The organism is Endozoicomonas numazuensis (genome assembly GCF_000722635.1).
GTDB lineage: Bacteria > Pseudomonadota > Gammaproteobacteria > Pseudomonadales > Endozoicomonadaceae > Endozoicomonas_A > Endozoicomonas_A numazuensis.
The window spans coordinates 175,995-189,208 of sequence record NZ_JOKH01000008.1 but is presented as its reverse complement, the minus strand read 5'-3'; the positions used below and the strand labels follow the sequence as shown (position 1 = coordinate 189,208).

The following is a 13,214-nucleotide window of genomic DNA, read 5'->3' as shown; positions in this document are numbered from 1 at the left end:
CTAGGAGGCTGACCGAGAATAGCGTCCGAGCATAAAATTCAGTAGAACGAGTCAGCTTTTTCACTGAATTTGTGCGAATAGTTGACCTATTTAAGCAAATTCAGTGGAAAAGATGGCCGTTCTTTCTGGATTTTAGGCCGGGCTGTCTATTCTCGGTCAGCCTCCTAGCATAGGCTTCCAGCAATCCCATCTGTTGGGGCCCCATTCCATCACCAATGAGCATGATGACATTCTTGATTTTGGTCTCAGCCAGAACAGGGTTTGCCAGGGTCATCAAACCCAGACCCAGAGCTGCAAATATGGTCTTTGATCTCAAAGTACTGCACCGTTGGATGATCAGATGAGCGCACTTTAAGACGCTTTAATGACAATTTAATTACACAACGAAAAGATTCCCAGAAAACCTCATGGCTGCCTGTGGGGAACTCTCGGCTCCCAAGAGCATCTATAATGCATTAACTTTTTACAGGATGGTGATTATGCAGTTCGTAGTGTTCTGGAATATTAACTGGTTGAAAGAGCGGTTGCGGAAAGAACCTCTTTCTGGCCGGGAAACCTACCTCTACACATTCTGCTGGCTGGCCTTCCTGACTCTGGGATTTTTTCCTGAAAACATCAATGATAGCTTTATCCACTCAGGCTGGCTTGAAGTCATTGAACTGGCTATTCCAGCCTTTGCTATCTTCTATGCCTGGCTTTGCAACGGGGGACGAAAGGGGGAGCAATTCTGGACTCGACTGATTTCAATTGGCTGGGTAGTAACAATGAGGACTCTGGTGTTCAGCCTGCCACTCTTTCTGGTATTGTCTTTTGCACCGATGGAGCAGTCAGAGTTTATTTATGAAACAGCCGCCACTTTGGTGGGTTTGTTTATTATCTGGCGGCTGGGGAGGCATATTGAAAACCTTAGATGATGAAGCTTGTTGAGAAAGATGAAAACTTTAACCTTCAATCCAATTCGCTCCATCTATTTTTTGCTCTCTGCTGAAGAATCTTGCATTCCAGAAGGAATCTATCCAAAGGGTGTTCAGACCACTTAGTATTCTCTCTATCAGCCTTCATTAGACCTAAAGTAGCCTTTCCCGAAACTACTTTGACTTCACGTACGACTGTTTCACCCGTTTTTCTCAAGCCATTTGCCAAATTCCCGATGAACTCACCTATAGGATTTGAATCAGGCTCCTGCCGTTCACTCACTTCTTGTTCCTGTCGTGACCGAACGTCCTCCACACGGACTTCTCTCTTTAATTGTTTCTCAGATTTCGCACTTTTAGCCTTCCCATCATATTCAGTGGCTTTTGTCTTATAGCTCTGCTTAAATTCCTGTGAACTAGCATTTTTAGCTTTAACTCGGCTGTTATGGGCTAGCGCTTCAAAGCGTTCTTTTGAACCAACCATGTACTTGTAGGCGTCAACTTCTTTTGCTGTACGACCAGCAAAAAAACCCGTCTTGGCTGGCTTGCTTCTTACCCTGTCTGAACTCTGTGAAGGTGATGCACCTATCAAACCCCTAAAGAAATCAACTGGTCCGCCCATGACTCACTCTCCTCCCTGAGAGCTGAAAATCCCATACAGTTAACTATCGACGATTTTCCGGTTTATTCCATCAACAAGAGACTCTTACGGAAATTCTACTCCCATAACCCACCCAAAAACGTTATATTGTAACAAACTAATCAGTTTCAGATGTCATGATCAAAGCAATCCCTACCAACCTGATTACCGGCTTTCTGGGCTCAGGTAAAACCACTGCTATCCTGCACCTGCTGGCCAGCAAACCCAAAGACGAGACTTGGGGTGTGCTGGTGAACGAGTTTGGCGAAGTCGGCATCGACGGTGCCATGATGTCAGGCAAAGGTGCCGTCGTCCGTGAAGTTCCGGGGGGCTGTATGTGCTGTGTTGCCGGGCTGCCAATGCAGGTCGGATTGAATATGCTGATTGCCCGCAGCAAACCAGACCGTATTCTGATCGAACCTACAGGGCTGGGCCATCCAGAACAAATCCTGCAGACATTGTCAGGTGCGCATTTTTCAGAAGTGCTCGACCTAAAAGCCACTATTTGCTTGCTGGATCCACGCAACTTGAAAGATCAACGCTATCTGGAGAATGAAAATTTTCAAGACCAGATCGCCCTGGCTGACGTCATCGTGGCCAACAAGACTGATTGTTGTGACCATTCCGACCAGGAACGCTTTGACAGCTACTGCCGCTCTATGGAGAACAGGAAGGTCATGACGGCCTGGGTTGCCCATGGCGCTATTGACCCTCAATGGCTGAACCAGCCTAAAGGCAGTCAGAGCGCATTGCATCCCGATGCACACCACCAGCACAACGCCATGCCGGAAAGCGTGCCTCTGACACTACCGGAAGGCGAGCTGTTTATCCGCCGTGAAAACAAGGGACAAGGTCATTTCAGTTGCGGCTGGCTCTACAGCTCAATGTTGGTATTTTCATTTGATGCGCTTTTTCATCTATTCAATAGCATCCCCGCCAAGCGACTGAAAGCCGTTGTTCATACCAATCAGGGTCCCAGGGCTTTCAATGCTCAGGAGGGAGTTGTCAGCATCATGGAACTGAGTGAGTGCGAACACAGCCGGATAGAGGTTATTGACGACAAGACACTACCGTGGGATGAAATAGAAGAACAACTTTGCCTTGCTGCCGGACTGGTGCCGAGCTCAGGCTAAAGGCTCTGTCAGGTTCGAACAAAAATCGGCCAGAAAACCACCAGCCAGGTTTTCCGCCCAGAGCGCATAGCCCTTCTCGGAAGGGTGGAAGCCATCCAGGGCAAGATTGCCTACACCCAGCTCACTGCTCAGGGGCATGTGCAGGACACCCTGCCATTGCTCAGCCGCGCTGGCCAGATCCCGGTCCAATAATCGAGCTCTGGCTCCCAACACCTTGCTGAGAGGGCTGGGCAGTGCTGAAAACTTTTGCACCGGAGGCAGTCCGGCCAGAATGATTGGCGATTGTGAATAGAGCCGAATATCGCTGATCATGCCACACACATCCCTGCGCCATTGCTTTCTTGAGGTCACCCCTTTGGCATCATTGACCCCCAGAGCAATAACAATGAGGTCAGCGCGACCATCCTTCAGAGCGGGTAATAAGGTGGCAGGCAAAATATCCCTGCGAAGCTCTTCTGCTTTGATACCATTCTTGCCAATTGCTCGCCAGCGGACATGAACATCCAGCGCCTCACTGAGGCGATCAGCAAGACAGCCAATCAAAGCGGTAGAGTGTGTCAACGCCCCTACACCGGCTGCAGATGACTCACCAGTAACATAGAGATAAAAGTCCTGGTCGCCTCCTTTTGAAGAACCATAAAAAGGAGGGGCAGCAGGAGGCAAGCGCAGAATATTTCGACGAACTTTCATTCCCTGGGCAGCCAATACGGGCAGTATCGACAAGCCTCCCCACCAAAGCAAGTGATCACTTACTTTCTCAGGTAGAGAACGTCGATTAATCATTAATTCCTCCGAGGGGATATCCGGTGTCTGGTTCTGACCCTTAGAACTATCGGCAAGACTCCGCCATAGTCTAGGAGCCAAGCGTTAATTACCATGCAGACCCCGTTCATCCTGAGACTGTCGAAGGATGTTGGTCATGCACTTCGACAGGCTCAGTGCGAACGTTATGAGGTAAAACGCTTGGCTGCACCAGGAGGCATGCGTTGTAATTCAGGACTATTCACCGTCCTTGATCTCTTGGAGCACAACCATGAATGAGCCAGATACAAAAACGGGACCTCACATGAGATCCCGTTTCTGGTAAAGCCTGTTGCTATTACATGAACAAAATCAGGTGTAGACCCATACCCAGAACAAACGAGCCCAGCATAGGAACAGCGGTTCTCTTCACCAGTTCAAAGGGTGAGATCTTGGCAATACCGGCACAGGCAATCACTACTGCAGAGATCGGTGACATGGTTCGCCCCATACTGGCGGCAAAGTTCATAGGCAGTAACATACTGACTGCAGGTACACCGAAGCTCTTGGCTACGTCTGGTGCCAGAGTAGCGAATGACAGAAATGCCGCATTACCAGAGCCCATCATGATGGCAGAGATCGCAATCAGTACTGCCATGAAAACAGCCATGAAAGCGGCCCCGATGCCAAGCCCCTGAGCAGAGCCCAGTAAAGAATCGATAGCACCGATATGCTTGAGACCCATAGCGAATATTTCAGCACCAATAATCAAGCCTACAACAGGGCCGAAGACTGCCCCCATGCCTGCCAGAAACTTGTCAAAACCAGACAGGGCTTCCTTGACATTTTTCTTGCGAATGAGCTCAAACAACATACCTGCGAACACACTGATCAGCATGGCAGCCACCAGATTCACACTGATAGAAGTCACCATCATCTTGGAGAATACCAGCAACAAAACAAAAGGAATCATGGGCAGCAAGGCATAAACAGCAGGAGCCTTTGGCTTATCTTCTTCGCCTTCTTCAGCATCCGTTGCACCGACATGATCAGCCGCAATGTAGCCCGCTTTCAGATCACAACGACGCTGCCAGAAGAAGTGCAGTGCTGCAGTCAAAAACGCCATTGGTACTGTGACCCATGCCTGATAGCCAAGGAAATATTCAGTGATTTCCATTCCTCCCTGACTGGCTGCAAAGTTGGCATTTACCTGAGTAACACCGATTTCAAAAGCAGCGGGAGAAGCACAGACTGCAGCCGCTGAAGCAGGGCTCAAGCCAATGCTGCGAAGAACAGGATAGAGTGTCACCATCAGCAGCAGACCCAGACCTGTTGCAGAAGTCACAAACATCTGAAGAACGACACAGACAAGGTATACCAGAGACAATACCAGGTAGGGAGACTTGAAACCGTGAATAGGTTTAACAGCCAGACGCACCAGAGCTTCAGAGGCTCCAATGTGAGACATGTATGAGGCAAAACCACCACAGGCCATGATGGTCAGACCCAGGCTGGCCATACGCATGCTGAAGACACCATTCATCAATTCGAATAAATCGAACGGTGCAAAACCGGTGGTTTTATCAACGGGCAGGATATCGGAGATACCCAGAAATGTGGCGGCACTGAGCAGTACCATACCGGCTATAGCCAGTGTTGCAGAAGCACTGAAATTTTTGACAATGCCGTAAACAACCAATGCTACGACAGGTATGACTATGAGAATGTCCATGCATCTCACCCCAATAATTATATGATTCGGGGTAAGAATATTTTTAGATAACAGGTTAATAATTGATCTAAGTCAAGCCAGGTGATTATTATATTAACAATATTTTTCGCTATCCGTAAAAACCCTTTTTACCGCATAAATAATCATCCGATGTCTTTTATCTTATAGGCAGAATTGCTGAAGTATTTCTACGAGGGAGTGATTCTGGTTTTTTTAAATCCTGAGACAGTTAATTTTAAACCGCCTCAGGTTTTACATCAGTGTTGAACAACCTACAGAGTTAGGCGCCGCAACACTTCTTGTATTTCTTGCCACTGCCACAGGGGCAAGCGTCATTACGACCAATTTTAATGACAGAGACCGGGTCTGGGGTTTCCATAATAGCGTCCCAGCGGGTACGCACTCCGGAACCGATGGAAGCCAACTCTTTAGCCACCGAAGGAACAGCAGACAGCATCTTCTCGATATTGGGTCCTCCCGGCTTCTTGGCTTTTTCCAGCAGCTGCTCAGGATGGGTCCAGACACTCAGAAGAATGGTACATGCTGTCCAGGACTCTTCCAGCTCTTTCATTGCCTGATGCTGGAAGACTTCTTCCCAGAAGTTCACCAGCATGGCATTGGCTTCACCAAAACCTCTGGACCACTTTTTCAAATTTGGGAACAGTTCATCACCTGGCGTCTCTGACTGACAGTCCTCAGGAATAATGTCCAGTCCCATTTCAACAGAGCGCTCTATAGTGTCATAAAGATTGAACAATATACGATGAGCGTCTTTTTCCTGCTGTTCATCTTCGAATGAAGGGGCTTCACCAAAGATTTTTTTCAGCCAGCGATTGGGGGGTACCTGCTGAGGCGAACCCCAGATACCAAATAGAAAACCTTCCACTTCCTGATAGGACATGTTGCCAAACTCTGACAGCATGGCTTCAAGCATTTCTTTCTGGGAATGATCAAAGCGCCAGTCAGGAATAAAGGAACGGGTTTCTCGCAGGCTCAGCTCAATTTCTACATCTTCAATGTCACCATGAATCTCACGGTCAACCTTGCCACGATCAAAAGCATCGCGAATAGATTTGCCTGCTTCTTTGCCCTTTATATCAACCAGGGCACCCACCAGAGCAGTGTTCAGATAGGTTTCATCGTCTTCCCGGTCATCCAGCAGCTGCAGGAGACCAGCAATTGTCTCTTCCCGATCGGCTTCGTGGTAAGTGACATTCCAACGCAACGACTCGATGGCGAGATCCCGGGCGTCTTCATTTTCCCCGGTATTTCGGGCGATGCTCCAAAGACGATCGGTGGCTACTGAACCCAGACGTCCCACAGCAGACGGCAGATATTCTGCAATAACAAAGTGCTCATCATCTTTGTAAAACAGTTCCAGCAGTGGTTCTACGGCCTCTTTTGCCTGAAGAATACCCAATACTCTCCACGCATGGACAGGAGACCAGACAGTGTCAGCGTCGTCATGGTCAAAGAAAGTCCAGTCCTGGGCCAGCTTCAGCAGCTCAGGAATATGCGACTCATTAAATTTGAAACGGCTGTAATCCGTCCATTCCTGCCAGTCGCAGTAGCCCAGGCCAAGGAGTTCAGAAATGGGAGAGGTGTAGGGACTCATGGAGTTTTCCAAGGGTGATCCATAAAGAAAGGCTCGCAATCATAGTAGATCAGCTCAGGTAATCCAACATCCCTGAACCTCCTGCAGCCCGCAGAAAAACTAAAGATCTAAAGTACAACTCGTAATTACTTGATAATTAACATCGAAATCTATCGGTCTTCACGGATAATAGACGTCAAGACAACAATATATATTGTGCCTCCCTGCTGCCACCACCACTACCCAGTGAGTTCATAAAGGCAGTTCTACCTCACCTGTTTTTGTTTTTCGGAGTGGTTCTGGATGACCGACATCATCAAGCGCGATGGCTCACGACAGCCATTTGATACACCTCGTATTGCCAGAGCCGTGGCCAGTGCTTTGAATGATGCTCATATCAAAGATACCGCTTTTGCAAAATCATTGGCAACGGAAGTAGAACAGACTTTTACCAGACGTGAACGGATCGATATCTACGAGGTCCAAAATCTGGTGGAAGAACTGCTGATGCGCAGCCCTTACAAGGATGCAGCCAGAAAATACATTGAGTACCGTAATACCAGGGATATTGAGCGCGAATCCCGAAATGCTCTGAGCCAGGAAATCATGAGTATCATTCATCAGGATAATGAAGAGTTGCTCAATGAAAATGCTAATAAAGACAGCAAAATCATCCCCACTCAAAGAGATCTTCTTGCGGGTGTTGTAGCGCGACACTATGCCAAACAGCATCTTTTGCCAAAGCCTATAACCGCAGCCCATGAACGGGGCGAGCTGCACTACCATGACCTGGATTATTCGCCATTCTTCCCCATGTTCAATTGTATGCTGATCGACATAGAAGGCATGATGACCCGAGGCTTTCGAATGGGGAACGCCGAGATTGAAACGCCGAAATCAATCACCACAGCCACTGCGATCACGGCCCAGATTATTGCCCAGGTGTCCAGCCACATATACGGCGGCACCAGTATTAATGAAATCGACCGTATCCATGCCCCTTACGTCACCAAAACCTTCGAAAAGCATCTAAAGGAAGGGCTTCGGTGGATCGATGACAGGGAAAAGGCAGAGGCCTATGCCATGGAACGCACCGAGAAAGACTGCTTTGACGCCTATCAAGCGCTGGAATACGAAGTCAACACACTGCATACCGCTAACGGGCAAACACCTTTTGTTACCTTTGGCTTTGGACTGGGTATCAGCTGGCAGGAAAGGCTGGTTCAGAAGTCGATTCTCAAAAACCGGATTCGTGGTTTGGGTCGCAACAGCAAGACTCCGGTCTTCCCAAAACTGGTCTTTGCCATTCGCAAAGGGGTCAACTTTTCGAAAGACGACCCCAACTATGACGTCAAACAGCTGGCGCTTGAGTGTGCCAGCAAACGAATGTACCCAGACATTCTTAACTACGACAAACTGGTTGAGGTCACTGGCAGTTTTAAAACACCTATGGGCTGTCGTTCATTCCTGAGTGCCTATGAAGAAAATGGTCAGCTCATTCATGACGGTAGAAATAACCTCGGTGTTGTATCTCTCAATCTGCCTCGCATCGCTATTGAGAGCGAAAGTGAACAAGACTTTTTCAGACGCCTTGATCAACGGCTGTCGTTAGCTAAAGATGCCCTGATGACACGCATACAGCGACTGGATGATGTCAAAGCCAAGGTAGCCCCCATACTCTACGTTGAAGGTGCCTGTGGCGTCAGATTGAACCCTGAAGACTATGTCAGTGAAATCTTCAAACACGGCCGAGCATCCATCTCTCTGGGCTATATCGGTATCCATGAAACCATCCATGCACTTTACGGCCAGGGCGATATTTACGACTGTGAAGAACTGCGCCAGAAAGGTCTGAATATCGTTCAGTATCTTCAAAAAGCGGTCAGTCGCTGGCAAGCTGAGACTGGATACGGCTTTAGCCTCTACTCGACGCCCAGCGAAAGTCTTTGCGACCGTTTCTGTCGTTTGGACCGTAAAGAGTTTGGAGTCATTGAAGGCGTAACTGACAAAGGCTACTACACTAACTCTTTCCATCTGGATGTAGAAAAGAAAGTCACTCCCTACGACAAAATCGACTTCGAGATGAGTTACCCGGCTCACACCAGCGGTGGCTTCATCTGTTACGGTGAATACCCCAACATGGTGCACAATCTGAAAGCTTTGGAGAATGTCTGGGACTACACCTATGACAAAGTACCTTACTACGGTACCAATACTCCCAACGACGTCTGCTACAGCTGCACTTATGAAGGAGAATTTCACGCTACGGCCCGAGGTTTTGAATGCCCTCAGTGCAAAAACCGGGATTCCACCAAAATGTCAGTGACCCGCAGAGTGTGTGGCTATCTGGGTCAGCCTAATAGCCGTCCATTTATAAAAGGTAAGCAGGAAGAAGTGGTGCGCCGGGTAAAACACCTCTAACGAACCAGTGCAACTAAGCGTCATACCCCATACCGTTCGCACTGAGCCTGTCGAAGTGCATTACCAACATCCTTCGACAGGCTCAGGATGAACGGGGTCTGTATGGTAATTAACGCTTGGCTGCACCAGATCCTTATTCTTGCTGTGCTACATTTTTCTGTTGTTGGCGAAAAACCTTTCACCCTCAGGATGAAAGGTTTGCTCTATGAGTCTCAGCTCTTTTATCCAAAGGCTGTTTATGAAAAATAAGACCCTACGCACAGCGCTTCAGCTTTTGATGTTTTTTCTGCTAATCATTTCTGTTCCCTGGTACAGACCCCCCGGCACTGAACCCAAATTCTATCTGGGTATGCCTGATTGGGTAGCTCTGGCTCTGACCTGCTATGCACTGGTTATATTCATTAATCTTTTGCTCTGGTTAAGAAAGGATGAACAAGGGAAACCTACCCGATGAGTCTATCTCTCTGGTTAACTCTGGCCTATTTCCTGGTGCTGATCCCCTTATGCCTGAGAGCCAGAGCTGCAAGTCAAAGTGACGAGGCTGAAGATCACTATCTGGCCAATCGCTCTCTGGGCTTTTTCGTATTGTTTTTTACACTCTATGCCACCGCCTTCAGTGGTAATACTCTGGTGGGGTATAGCGGCCAAACTTACCTTCATGGCTTTCACTGGGTATTAACTGTTGGCCTTTGGGCTGCCATTGCTGCCAGCTTTCACTTTCTGGTGCCTAAACTAAGGCCTCTTTCCGTACAGCATAAGTTTGTCACCCCCGGTGACTGGATACGTTTTCGATTTCAAAAAGACCGAACGGTATTGCTTCTGCGAAAACTTCTGGCCATCTGCCTGTGCCTGACCATGGCTAATTTCCTTTTCGCCCAGTTAAAAGCAGCGGGGGAAATCATGGAAGTCATCACTGATGGGGCGATCTCTTATACATTAGGCGTCTTGGTATTTGCTCTGGTGATTCTGATTTATGACTCCATTGGAGGACTGAGAGCCGTCGCCTGGACCGATGTTTTCCAAGGGCTGACGATGTTTACAGGCTCTGTTTTTCTGATTGTATGGATAGTTGAAAACAGTGGTGGTTTTACCGCACTGGGCAACAGTGTCAGCCAACTTCGTCCAGAAACAGTGGCCGTTCCTGACAGCAGTATGCAAATTCGATGGCTCAGTACCATGCTATTGGGAGCTCTGTCCGTCGTTGTTTATCCACAAACACTGCAAAGAGTGTTCGCTTCCTCCAATACAAGCACCCTCAATAAATCCATTGGTGCACTGGGCGTTATTGGGTTATTCACTAATCTGGTGGTTCTTCTGGTGGGCTGGTGCGCTATTTCATTGTTCGCCCATACTGAAGTCAGTAATGTCGATCAGGTTCTGCCAATGCTGCTTGAACAGTGGGCCAGCAGCAGCCTGTTGAATGGTTTTGCAGCCTCCGTTGTCTTGCTGGCCATTTTGGCAGCCATCATGTCTACGGCTGATTCTGTTTTACTCTCTCTGGTTTCCATGCTGAGACACGATATTCCTGACCATTCGCAAAGACAGGGTCTTCGACAGGACTATGTTATTGCTGTTCTTGTTATGGTCGCTATTACCCTTTGCGCACTGAACAGAAATATCACGCTCTGGAGACTGATTGTTATCAAGCTGGAGCTTTTGGTGCAGTGCTTTCCAGCTTTTGTTATTACCTTGCACCTGCAAAAGATACGTTCTGGAGCCGTGCTCTGCGGCCTGATTACCGGTGTCGTTTTTCTGCTTACAGCCATTTCTCTCGGTATAAAAAACCTTTGGGGAGTCAATACCGGATTAATTGCTCTGGCAGCGAACCTTACAGTGCTTGCTCTCGTTTCCGTATTTCAGTCTAAATTTTCCACTCCTCATCACTCAAAACACCGCCTATGAATTATCAGCAGTATTACCCTCTTGATGTTGTTAATGGTGAAGGTACCCGATGCACTTTATTTGTCTCTGGTTGTGAGCATTTCTGCAAAGGTTGCCATAACTCTTCTACCTGGGACGCCAGCAAAGGTCATCTTTTCACCCAGAAGATGGAAGATCAGATTCTCAAGGATCTGAATGACTCCCGAATCAACCGGGACGGTTTATCCCTGTCGGGAGGCGATCCGCTGTTCCCAGAAAACCTGGATGACATTCTGCATCTGGTCAAAAGAGTCAAAGAGGAGCTGCCAGACAAGGACATCTGGTTATGGACCGGCTATACGCTCGAACTGCTTACACCCAGGCAAAAAGCTGTTGTTGAATTTGTAGATGTACTGATTGATGGCAAGTATGAAGAGGATAAACGAGATTTATCGCTGGCCTGGCGGGGCAGTTCGAACCAGAGAGTCATCAGACTCAAGCATGAAGCATTTACAGGTGTACTACAAAACAATCGAAATATAGAGAATTGACCCTTTCAACTCATCCTTCGGATTTTGATTCAGGTTCTGATCCAGCTGAATCCAGCCTTGGCTGATGACCCTTCCAGTCGCTCTGTCCAACAGATCGACCTGCTCAGCGACTATACTGCCTGTTGCCTATCTGGTGACAGGGTTCGGATTCAGGCGTTATTGAAGCTTCAGACTGATATCCTGTTTAGTTTTTGCCTTTTCAATGGCTTCCAGCCAGTCTTGCCAGACAGCACTATCCGCTGGCTTACCATCCTCTAAAATAGCCATACTCCCAAGAAAGCCTGCCAATTCATCAGAACTCGTCAATTCATATAAATGCTCAAGGTATAAAATCATTGCTTTATAAGCTTCATTAACCGTGATTGTATCTTTCATAATTAATTGCCTGCTTTAACTGGTGAGGATAGTCCTGTTTCCGGGTTAAAGTCACGTGAAACCTGATTAATACCTCCATTTATAATTTTACCATTTCTGGACTGAGTCCAGACTTGAGTTCCATCATTTCGAGTATTTGCCGACCAAATGTTTCCGTACTTGTCTCGGCCTAATGTCAATGAAGGGTTATTAGCTGTTTCTTCCAGTCATTTCCTGTTCTCCAGCATGTCGAGGATATGACCTTCCTCTTTTCTAAATATATGTTTCAAACGTTTACTATCTATCACAGTCTTTGCTGAAAAAGCTTTGACTGCTCTTCCTCCGGGAGCCATAGCTACAACCTTCAGCAACCCATTCAACTCATCATCCTTCGGATTGAGGTTCAAGCATTGAAGTTTGCCAACAAAAGGTACTATACAAGATCGTCATCTGCATCTATTCCGTCTAGCCCTATTTGTTCAAGTTCCAAGCCAAATCCTTCTGATTGCTGCTGCATTAGGGATATAACTCTATGGAACCCTGCTAGATATCCAGCTGAGAAATCAGTATGTTTTTGATCATTTTTTTTCTTGGCGTCAACGGCCAGCTCTTTCAGTAAGAAGCCTAGATCTTTTAAATAATCTTCATAAATATTATCGTTTTGTTTTTTTATACTCATCCTTCCTGCCCCTTTAATGCATCATGCGCTATGGCTTTTAGCTCTTTATGCCTTTCTATGTCTTGCTGCCAATGATGAATAAGATTTGACCTATGCTCTGGCCTCAATTCCTGAAAGTTTTTGACTTTAGTCTCAGGACTTTTAATCCAAGTTTGATGCTTCTCTATTTGTCTATCAAAGGATTGAATTGTTTTACGAAGTTGTTCTGGTGTCTGTTTCATAAATTGTTTTAACTGTCCAGAATGCCGACCTCCTTCAAGAGCAACTTTTGTCGGGGCACTGATGGATGAACCCAAAGCGCCAAGCCTTCCGAGCGGAGAGACCGAAGAAATTTTCAACAGTCCATTAAGCTCATCCTTGAGTTCCTGATCCAGCTGATTCCAGCCCTGGCTGATAACCCTTCCTGTTGCCCTGTCTAGCAGATCGACCTGTTCAGCGACAAACTCTTCCTGCACTTTCCTTGAAGTGACCATGATGGCTGACAGGATTGGGTGGCGATCCGTCACAAACCGCACGGCATTATCCTGAACCTGTTCTACCCGATCTACAAACCTCGATAGTGGGTCTTCACCCCGGCCAACGGCTGCTAATGTCT

General features: G+C 47.4%; 14 protein-coding genes. 6 read left to right on the top strand and 8 right to left on the bottom strand.

Going from position 1 to position 13,214, the window contains the following annotated elements; genetic code table 11:
• Positions 1-100: 100 nt before the first annotated feature.
• Entirely contained in the window at positions 101-316 is a 216-nt protein-coding gene (locus GZ78_RS29890; RefSeq protein ID WP_034841988.1) for a hypothetical protein, read from the bottom strand.
• Between the two features lie 163 nt (positions 317-479).
• Here GZ78_RS29890 and GZ78_RS24050 point away from each other — a divergent pair, with 163 nt between their 5' ends.
• Positions 480-914 carry a hypothetical protein gene (locus GZ78_RS24050; RefSeq protein ID WP_152558919.1) on the top strand — a complete coding sequence of 145 codons (435 nt, stop codon included), beginning with the start codon at positions 480-482 and terminating at the stop codon, positions 912-914.
• A gap of 34 nt (positions 915-948) precedes the next feature.
• On the opposite strand, the gene GZ78_RS24045 is transcribed toward GZ78_RS24050, so the two are convergent.
• Positions 949-1,536: a hypothetical protein gene (locus GZ78_RS24045; RefSeq protein WP_034841982.1), complete on the bottom strand. Its 588-nt coding sequence runs from the start codon at positions 1,534-1,536 to the stop codon at positions 949-951.
• A 155-nt stretch (positions 1,537-1,691) separates the two neighbouring features.
• Between GZ78_RS24045 and GZ78_RS24040 the strand changes: the two genes are divergently transcribed.
• On the top strand, positions 1,692-2,687 hold the full coding sequence (locus GZ78_RS24040) for a CobW family GTP-binding protein (protein WP_034841979.1): 996 nt from the start codon (positions 1,692-1,694) through the stop codon (positions 2,685-2,687).
• Here GZ78_RS24040 and GZ78_RS24035 read toward each other — a convergent pair.
• The 3 genes from GZ78_RS24035 to GZ78_RS29165 form a co-directional block, all read right to left on the bottom strand.
• Positions 2,679-3,551, bottom strand: coding sequence for an SGNH/GDSL hydrolase family protein (locus tag GZ78_RS24035; protein WP_236631677.1), 873 nt, complete (start codon positions 3,549-3,551; stop codon positions 2,679-2,681). The two genes, GZ78_RS24040 and GZ78_RS24035, sit on opposite strands and share 9 nt — an antisense overlap.
• A gap of 235 nt (positions 3,552-3,786) precedes the next feature.
• Positions 3,787-5,160: a C4-dicarboxylate transporter DcuC gene (dcuC, locus tag GZ78_RS24030; RefSeq protein ID WP_034841976.1), complete on the bottom strand. Its 1,374-nt coding sequence runs from the start codon at positions 5,158-5,160 to the stop codon at positions 3,787-3,789.
• A 280-nt stretch (positions 5,161-5,440) separates the two neighbouring features.
• On the bottom strand, positions 5,441-6,775 hold the full coding sequence (locus GZ78_RS29165) for a UPF0149 family protein (RefSeq protein WP_034841973.1): 1,335 nt from the start codon (positions 6,773-6,775) through the stop codon (positions 5,441-5,443).
• A 282-nt stretch (positions 6,776-7,057) separates the two neighbouring features.
• Between GZ78_RS29165 and nrdD the strand changes: the two genes are divergently transcribed.
• The 4 genes from nrdD (at position 7,058) to nrdG (ending at position 11,586) form a co-directional block, all read left to right on the top strand.
• Entirely contained in the window at positions 7,058-9,175 is a 2,118-nt protein-coding gene (gene nrdD, locus GZ78_RS24020; RefSeq protein ID WP_034841971.1) for an anaerobic ribonucleoside-triphosphate reductase, read from the top strand.
• A gap of 238 nt (positions 9,176-9,413) precedes the next feature.
• Positions 9,414-9,629, top strand: coding sequence for a hypothetical protein (locus GZ78_RS24015; protein ID WP_034841968.1), 216 nt, complete (start codon positions 9,414-9,416; stop codon positions 9,627-9,629).
• Positions 9,626-11,077 (top strand): sodium:solute symporter family protein, encoded by a 1,452-nt coding sequence (locus GZ78_RS24010; RefSeq protein WP_034841964.1) that lies wholly within the window; start codon positions 9,626-9,628, stop codon positions 11,075-11,077. The genes GZ78_RS24015 and GZ78_RS24010 overlap by 4 nt, the downstream gene beginning before the upstream one ends.
• Positions 11,074-11,586: an anaerobic ribonucleoside-triphosphate reductase-activating protein gene (gene nrdG / locus GZ78_RS24005; RefSeq protein WP_034841961.1), complete on the top strand. Its 513-nt coding sequence runs from the start codon at positions 11,074-11,076 to the stop codon at positions 11,584-11,586. The genes GZ78_RS24010 and nrdG overlap by 4 nt, the downstream gene beginning before the upstream one ends.
• Positions 11,587-11,742: 156 nt before the next feature.
• Here the strand turns inward: nrdG and GZ78_RS24000 are convergent, their stop codons facing one another.
• From GZ78_RS24000 to GZ78_RS23990, 3 genes are all read right to left on the bottom strand, one after another.
• Positions 11,743-11,961 (bottom strand): hypothetical protein, encoded by a 219-nt coding sequence (locus tag GZ78_RS24000; protein ID WP_034841960.1) that lies wholly within the window; start codon positions 11,959-11,961, stop codon positions 11,743-11,745.
• A 412-nt stretch (positions 11,962-12,373) separates the two neighbouring features.
• Positions 12,374-12,619 carry a hypothetical protein gene (locus GZ78_RS23995; RefSeq protein WP_034841958.1) on the bottom strand — a complete coding sequence of 82 codons (246 nt, stop codon included), beginning with the start codon at positions 12,617-12,619 and terminating at the stop codon, positions 12,374-12,376.
• A complete protein-coding gene (locus tag GZ78_RS23990) occupies positions 12,616-13,134 on the bottom strand; it encodes a hypothetical protein (RefSeq protein ID WP_034841955.1) in 519 nt (172 codons plus the stop codon). The genes GZ78_RS23995 and GZ78_RS23990 overlap by 4 nt, the downstream gene beginning before the upstream one ends.
• Positions 13,135-13,214: the final 80 nt, after the last annotated feature.

Bases quoted from the DNA above. Each gene is read 5' to 3' on its own strand.
- GZ78_RS24000 (WP_034841960.1), bottom strand. From the start codon at position 11,961: ATGAAAGATACAATCACGGTTAATGAAGCTTATAAAGCAATGATTTTA.
- dcuC (WP_034841976.1), bottom strand. From the start codon at position 5,160: ATGGACATTCTCATAGTCATACCTGTCGTAGCATTGGTTGTTTACGGC.
- GZ78_RS24015 (WP_034841968.1), top strand. From the start codon at position 9,414: ATGAAAAATAAGACCCTACGCACAGCGCTTCAGCTTTTGATGTTTTTT.
- GZ78_RS24050 (WP_152558919.1), top strand. From the start codon at position 480: ATGCAGTTCGTAGTGTTCTGGAATATTAACTGGTTGAAAGAGCGGTTG.
- GZ78_RS24040 (WP_034841979.1), top strand. From the start codon at position 1,692: ATGATCAAAGCAATCCCTACCAACCTGATTACCGGCTTTCTGGGCTCA.
- nrdG (WP_034841961.1), top strand. From the start codon at position 11,074: ATGAATTATCAGCAGTATTACCCTCTTGATGTTGTTAATGGTGAAGGT.
- GZ78_RS29165 (WP_034841973.1), bottom strand. From the start codon at position 6,775: ATGAGTCCCTACACCTCTCCCATTTCTGAACTCCTTGGCCTGGGCTAC.
- GZ78_RS23995 (WP_034841958.1), bottom strand. From the start codon at position 12,619: ATGAGTATAAAAAAACAAAACGATAATATTTATGAAGATTATTTAAAA.
- nrdD (WP_034841971.1), top strand. From the start codon at position 7,058: ATGACCGACATCATCAAGCGCGATGGCTCACGACAGCCATTTGATACA.
- GZ78_RS24010 (WP_034841964.1), top strand. From the start codon at position 9,626: ATGAGTCTATCTCTCTGGTTAACTCTGGCCTATTTCCTGGTGCTGATC.
- GZ78_RS24045 (WP_034841982.1), bottom strand. From the start codon at position 1,536: ATGGGCGGACCAGTTGATTTCTTTAGGGGTTTGATAGGTGCATCACCT.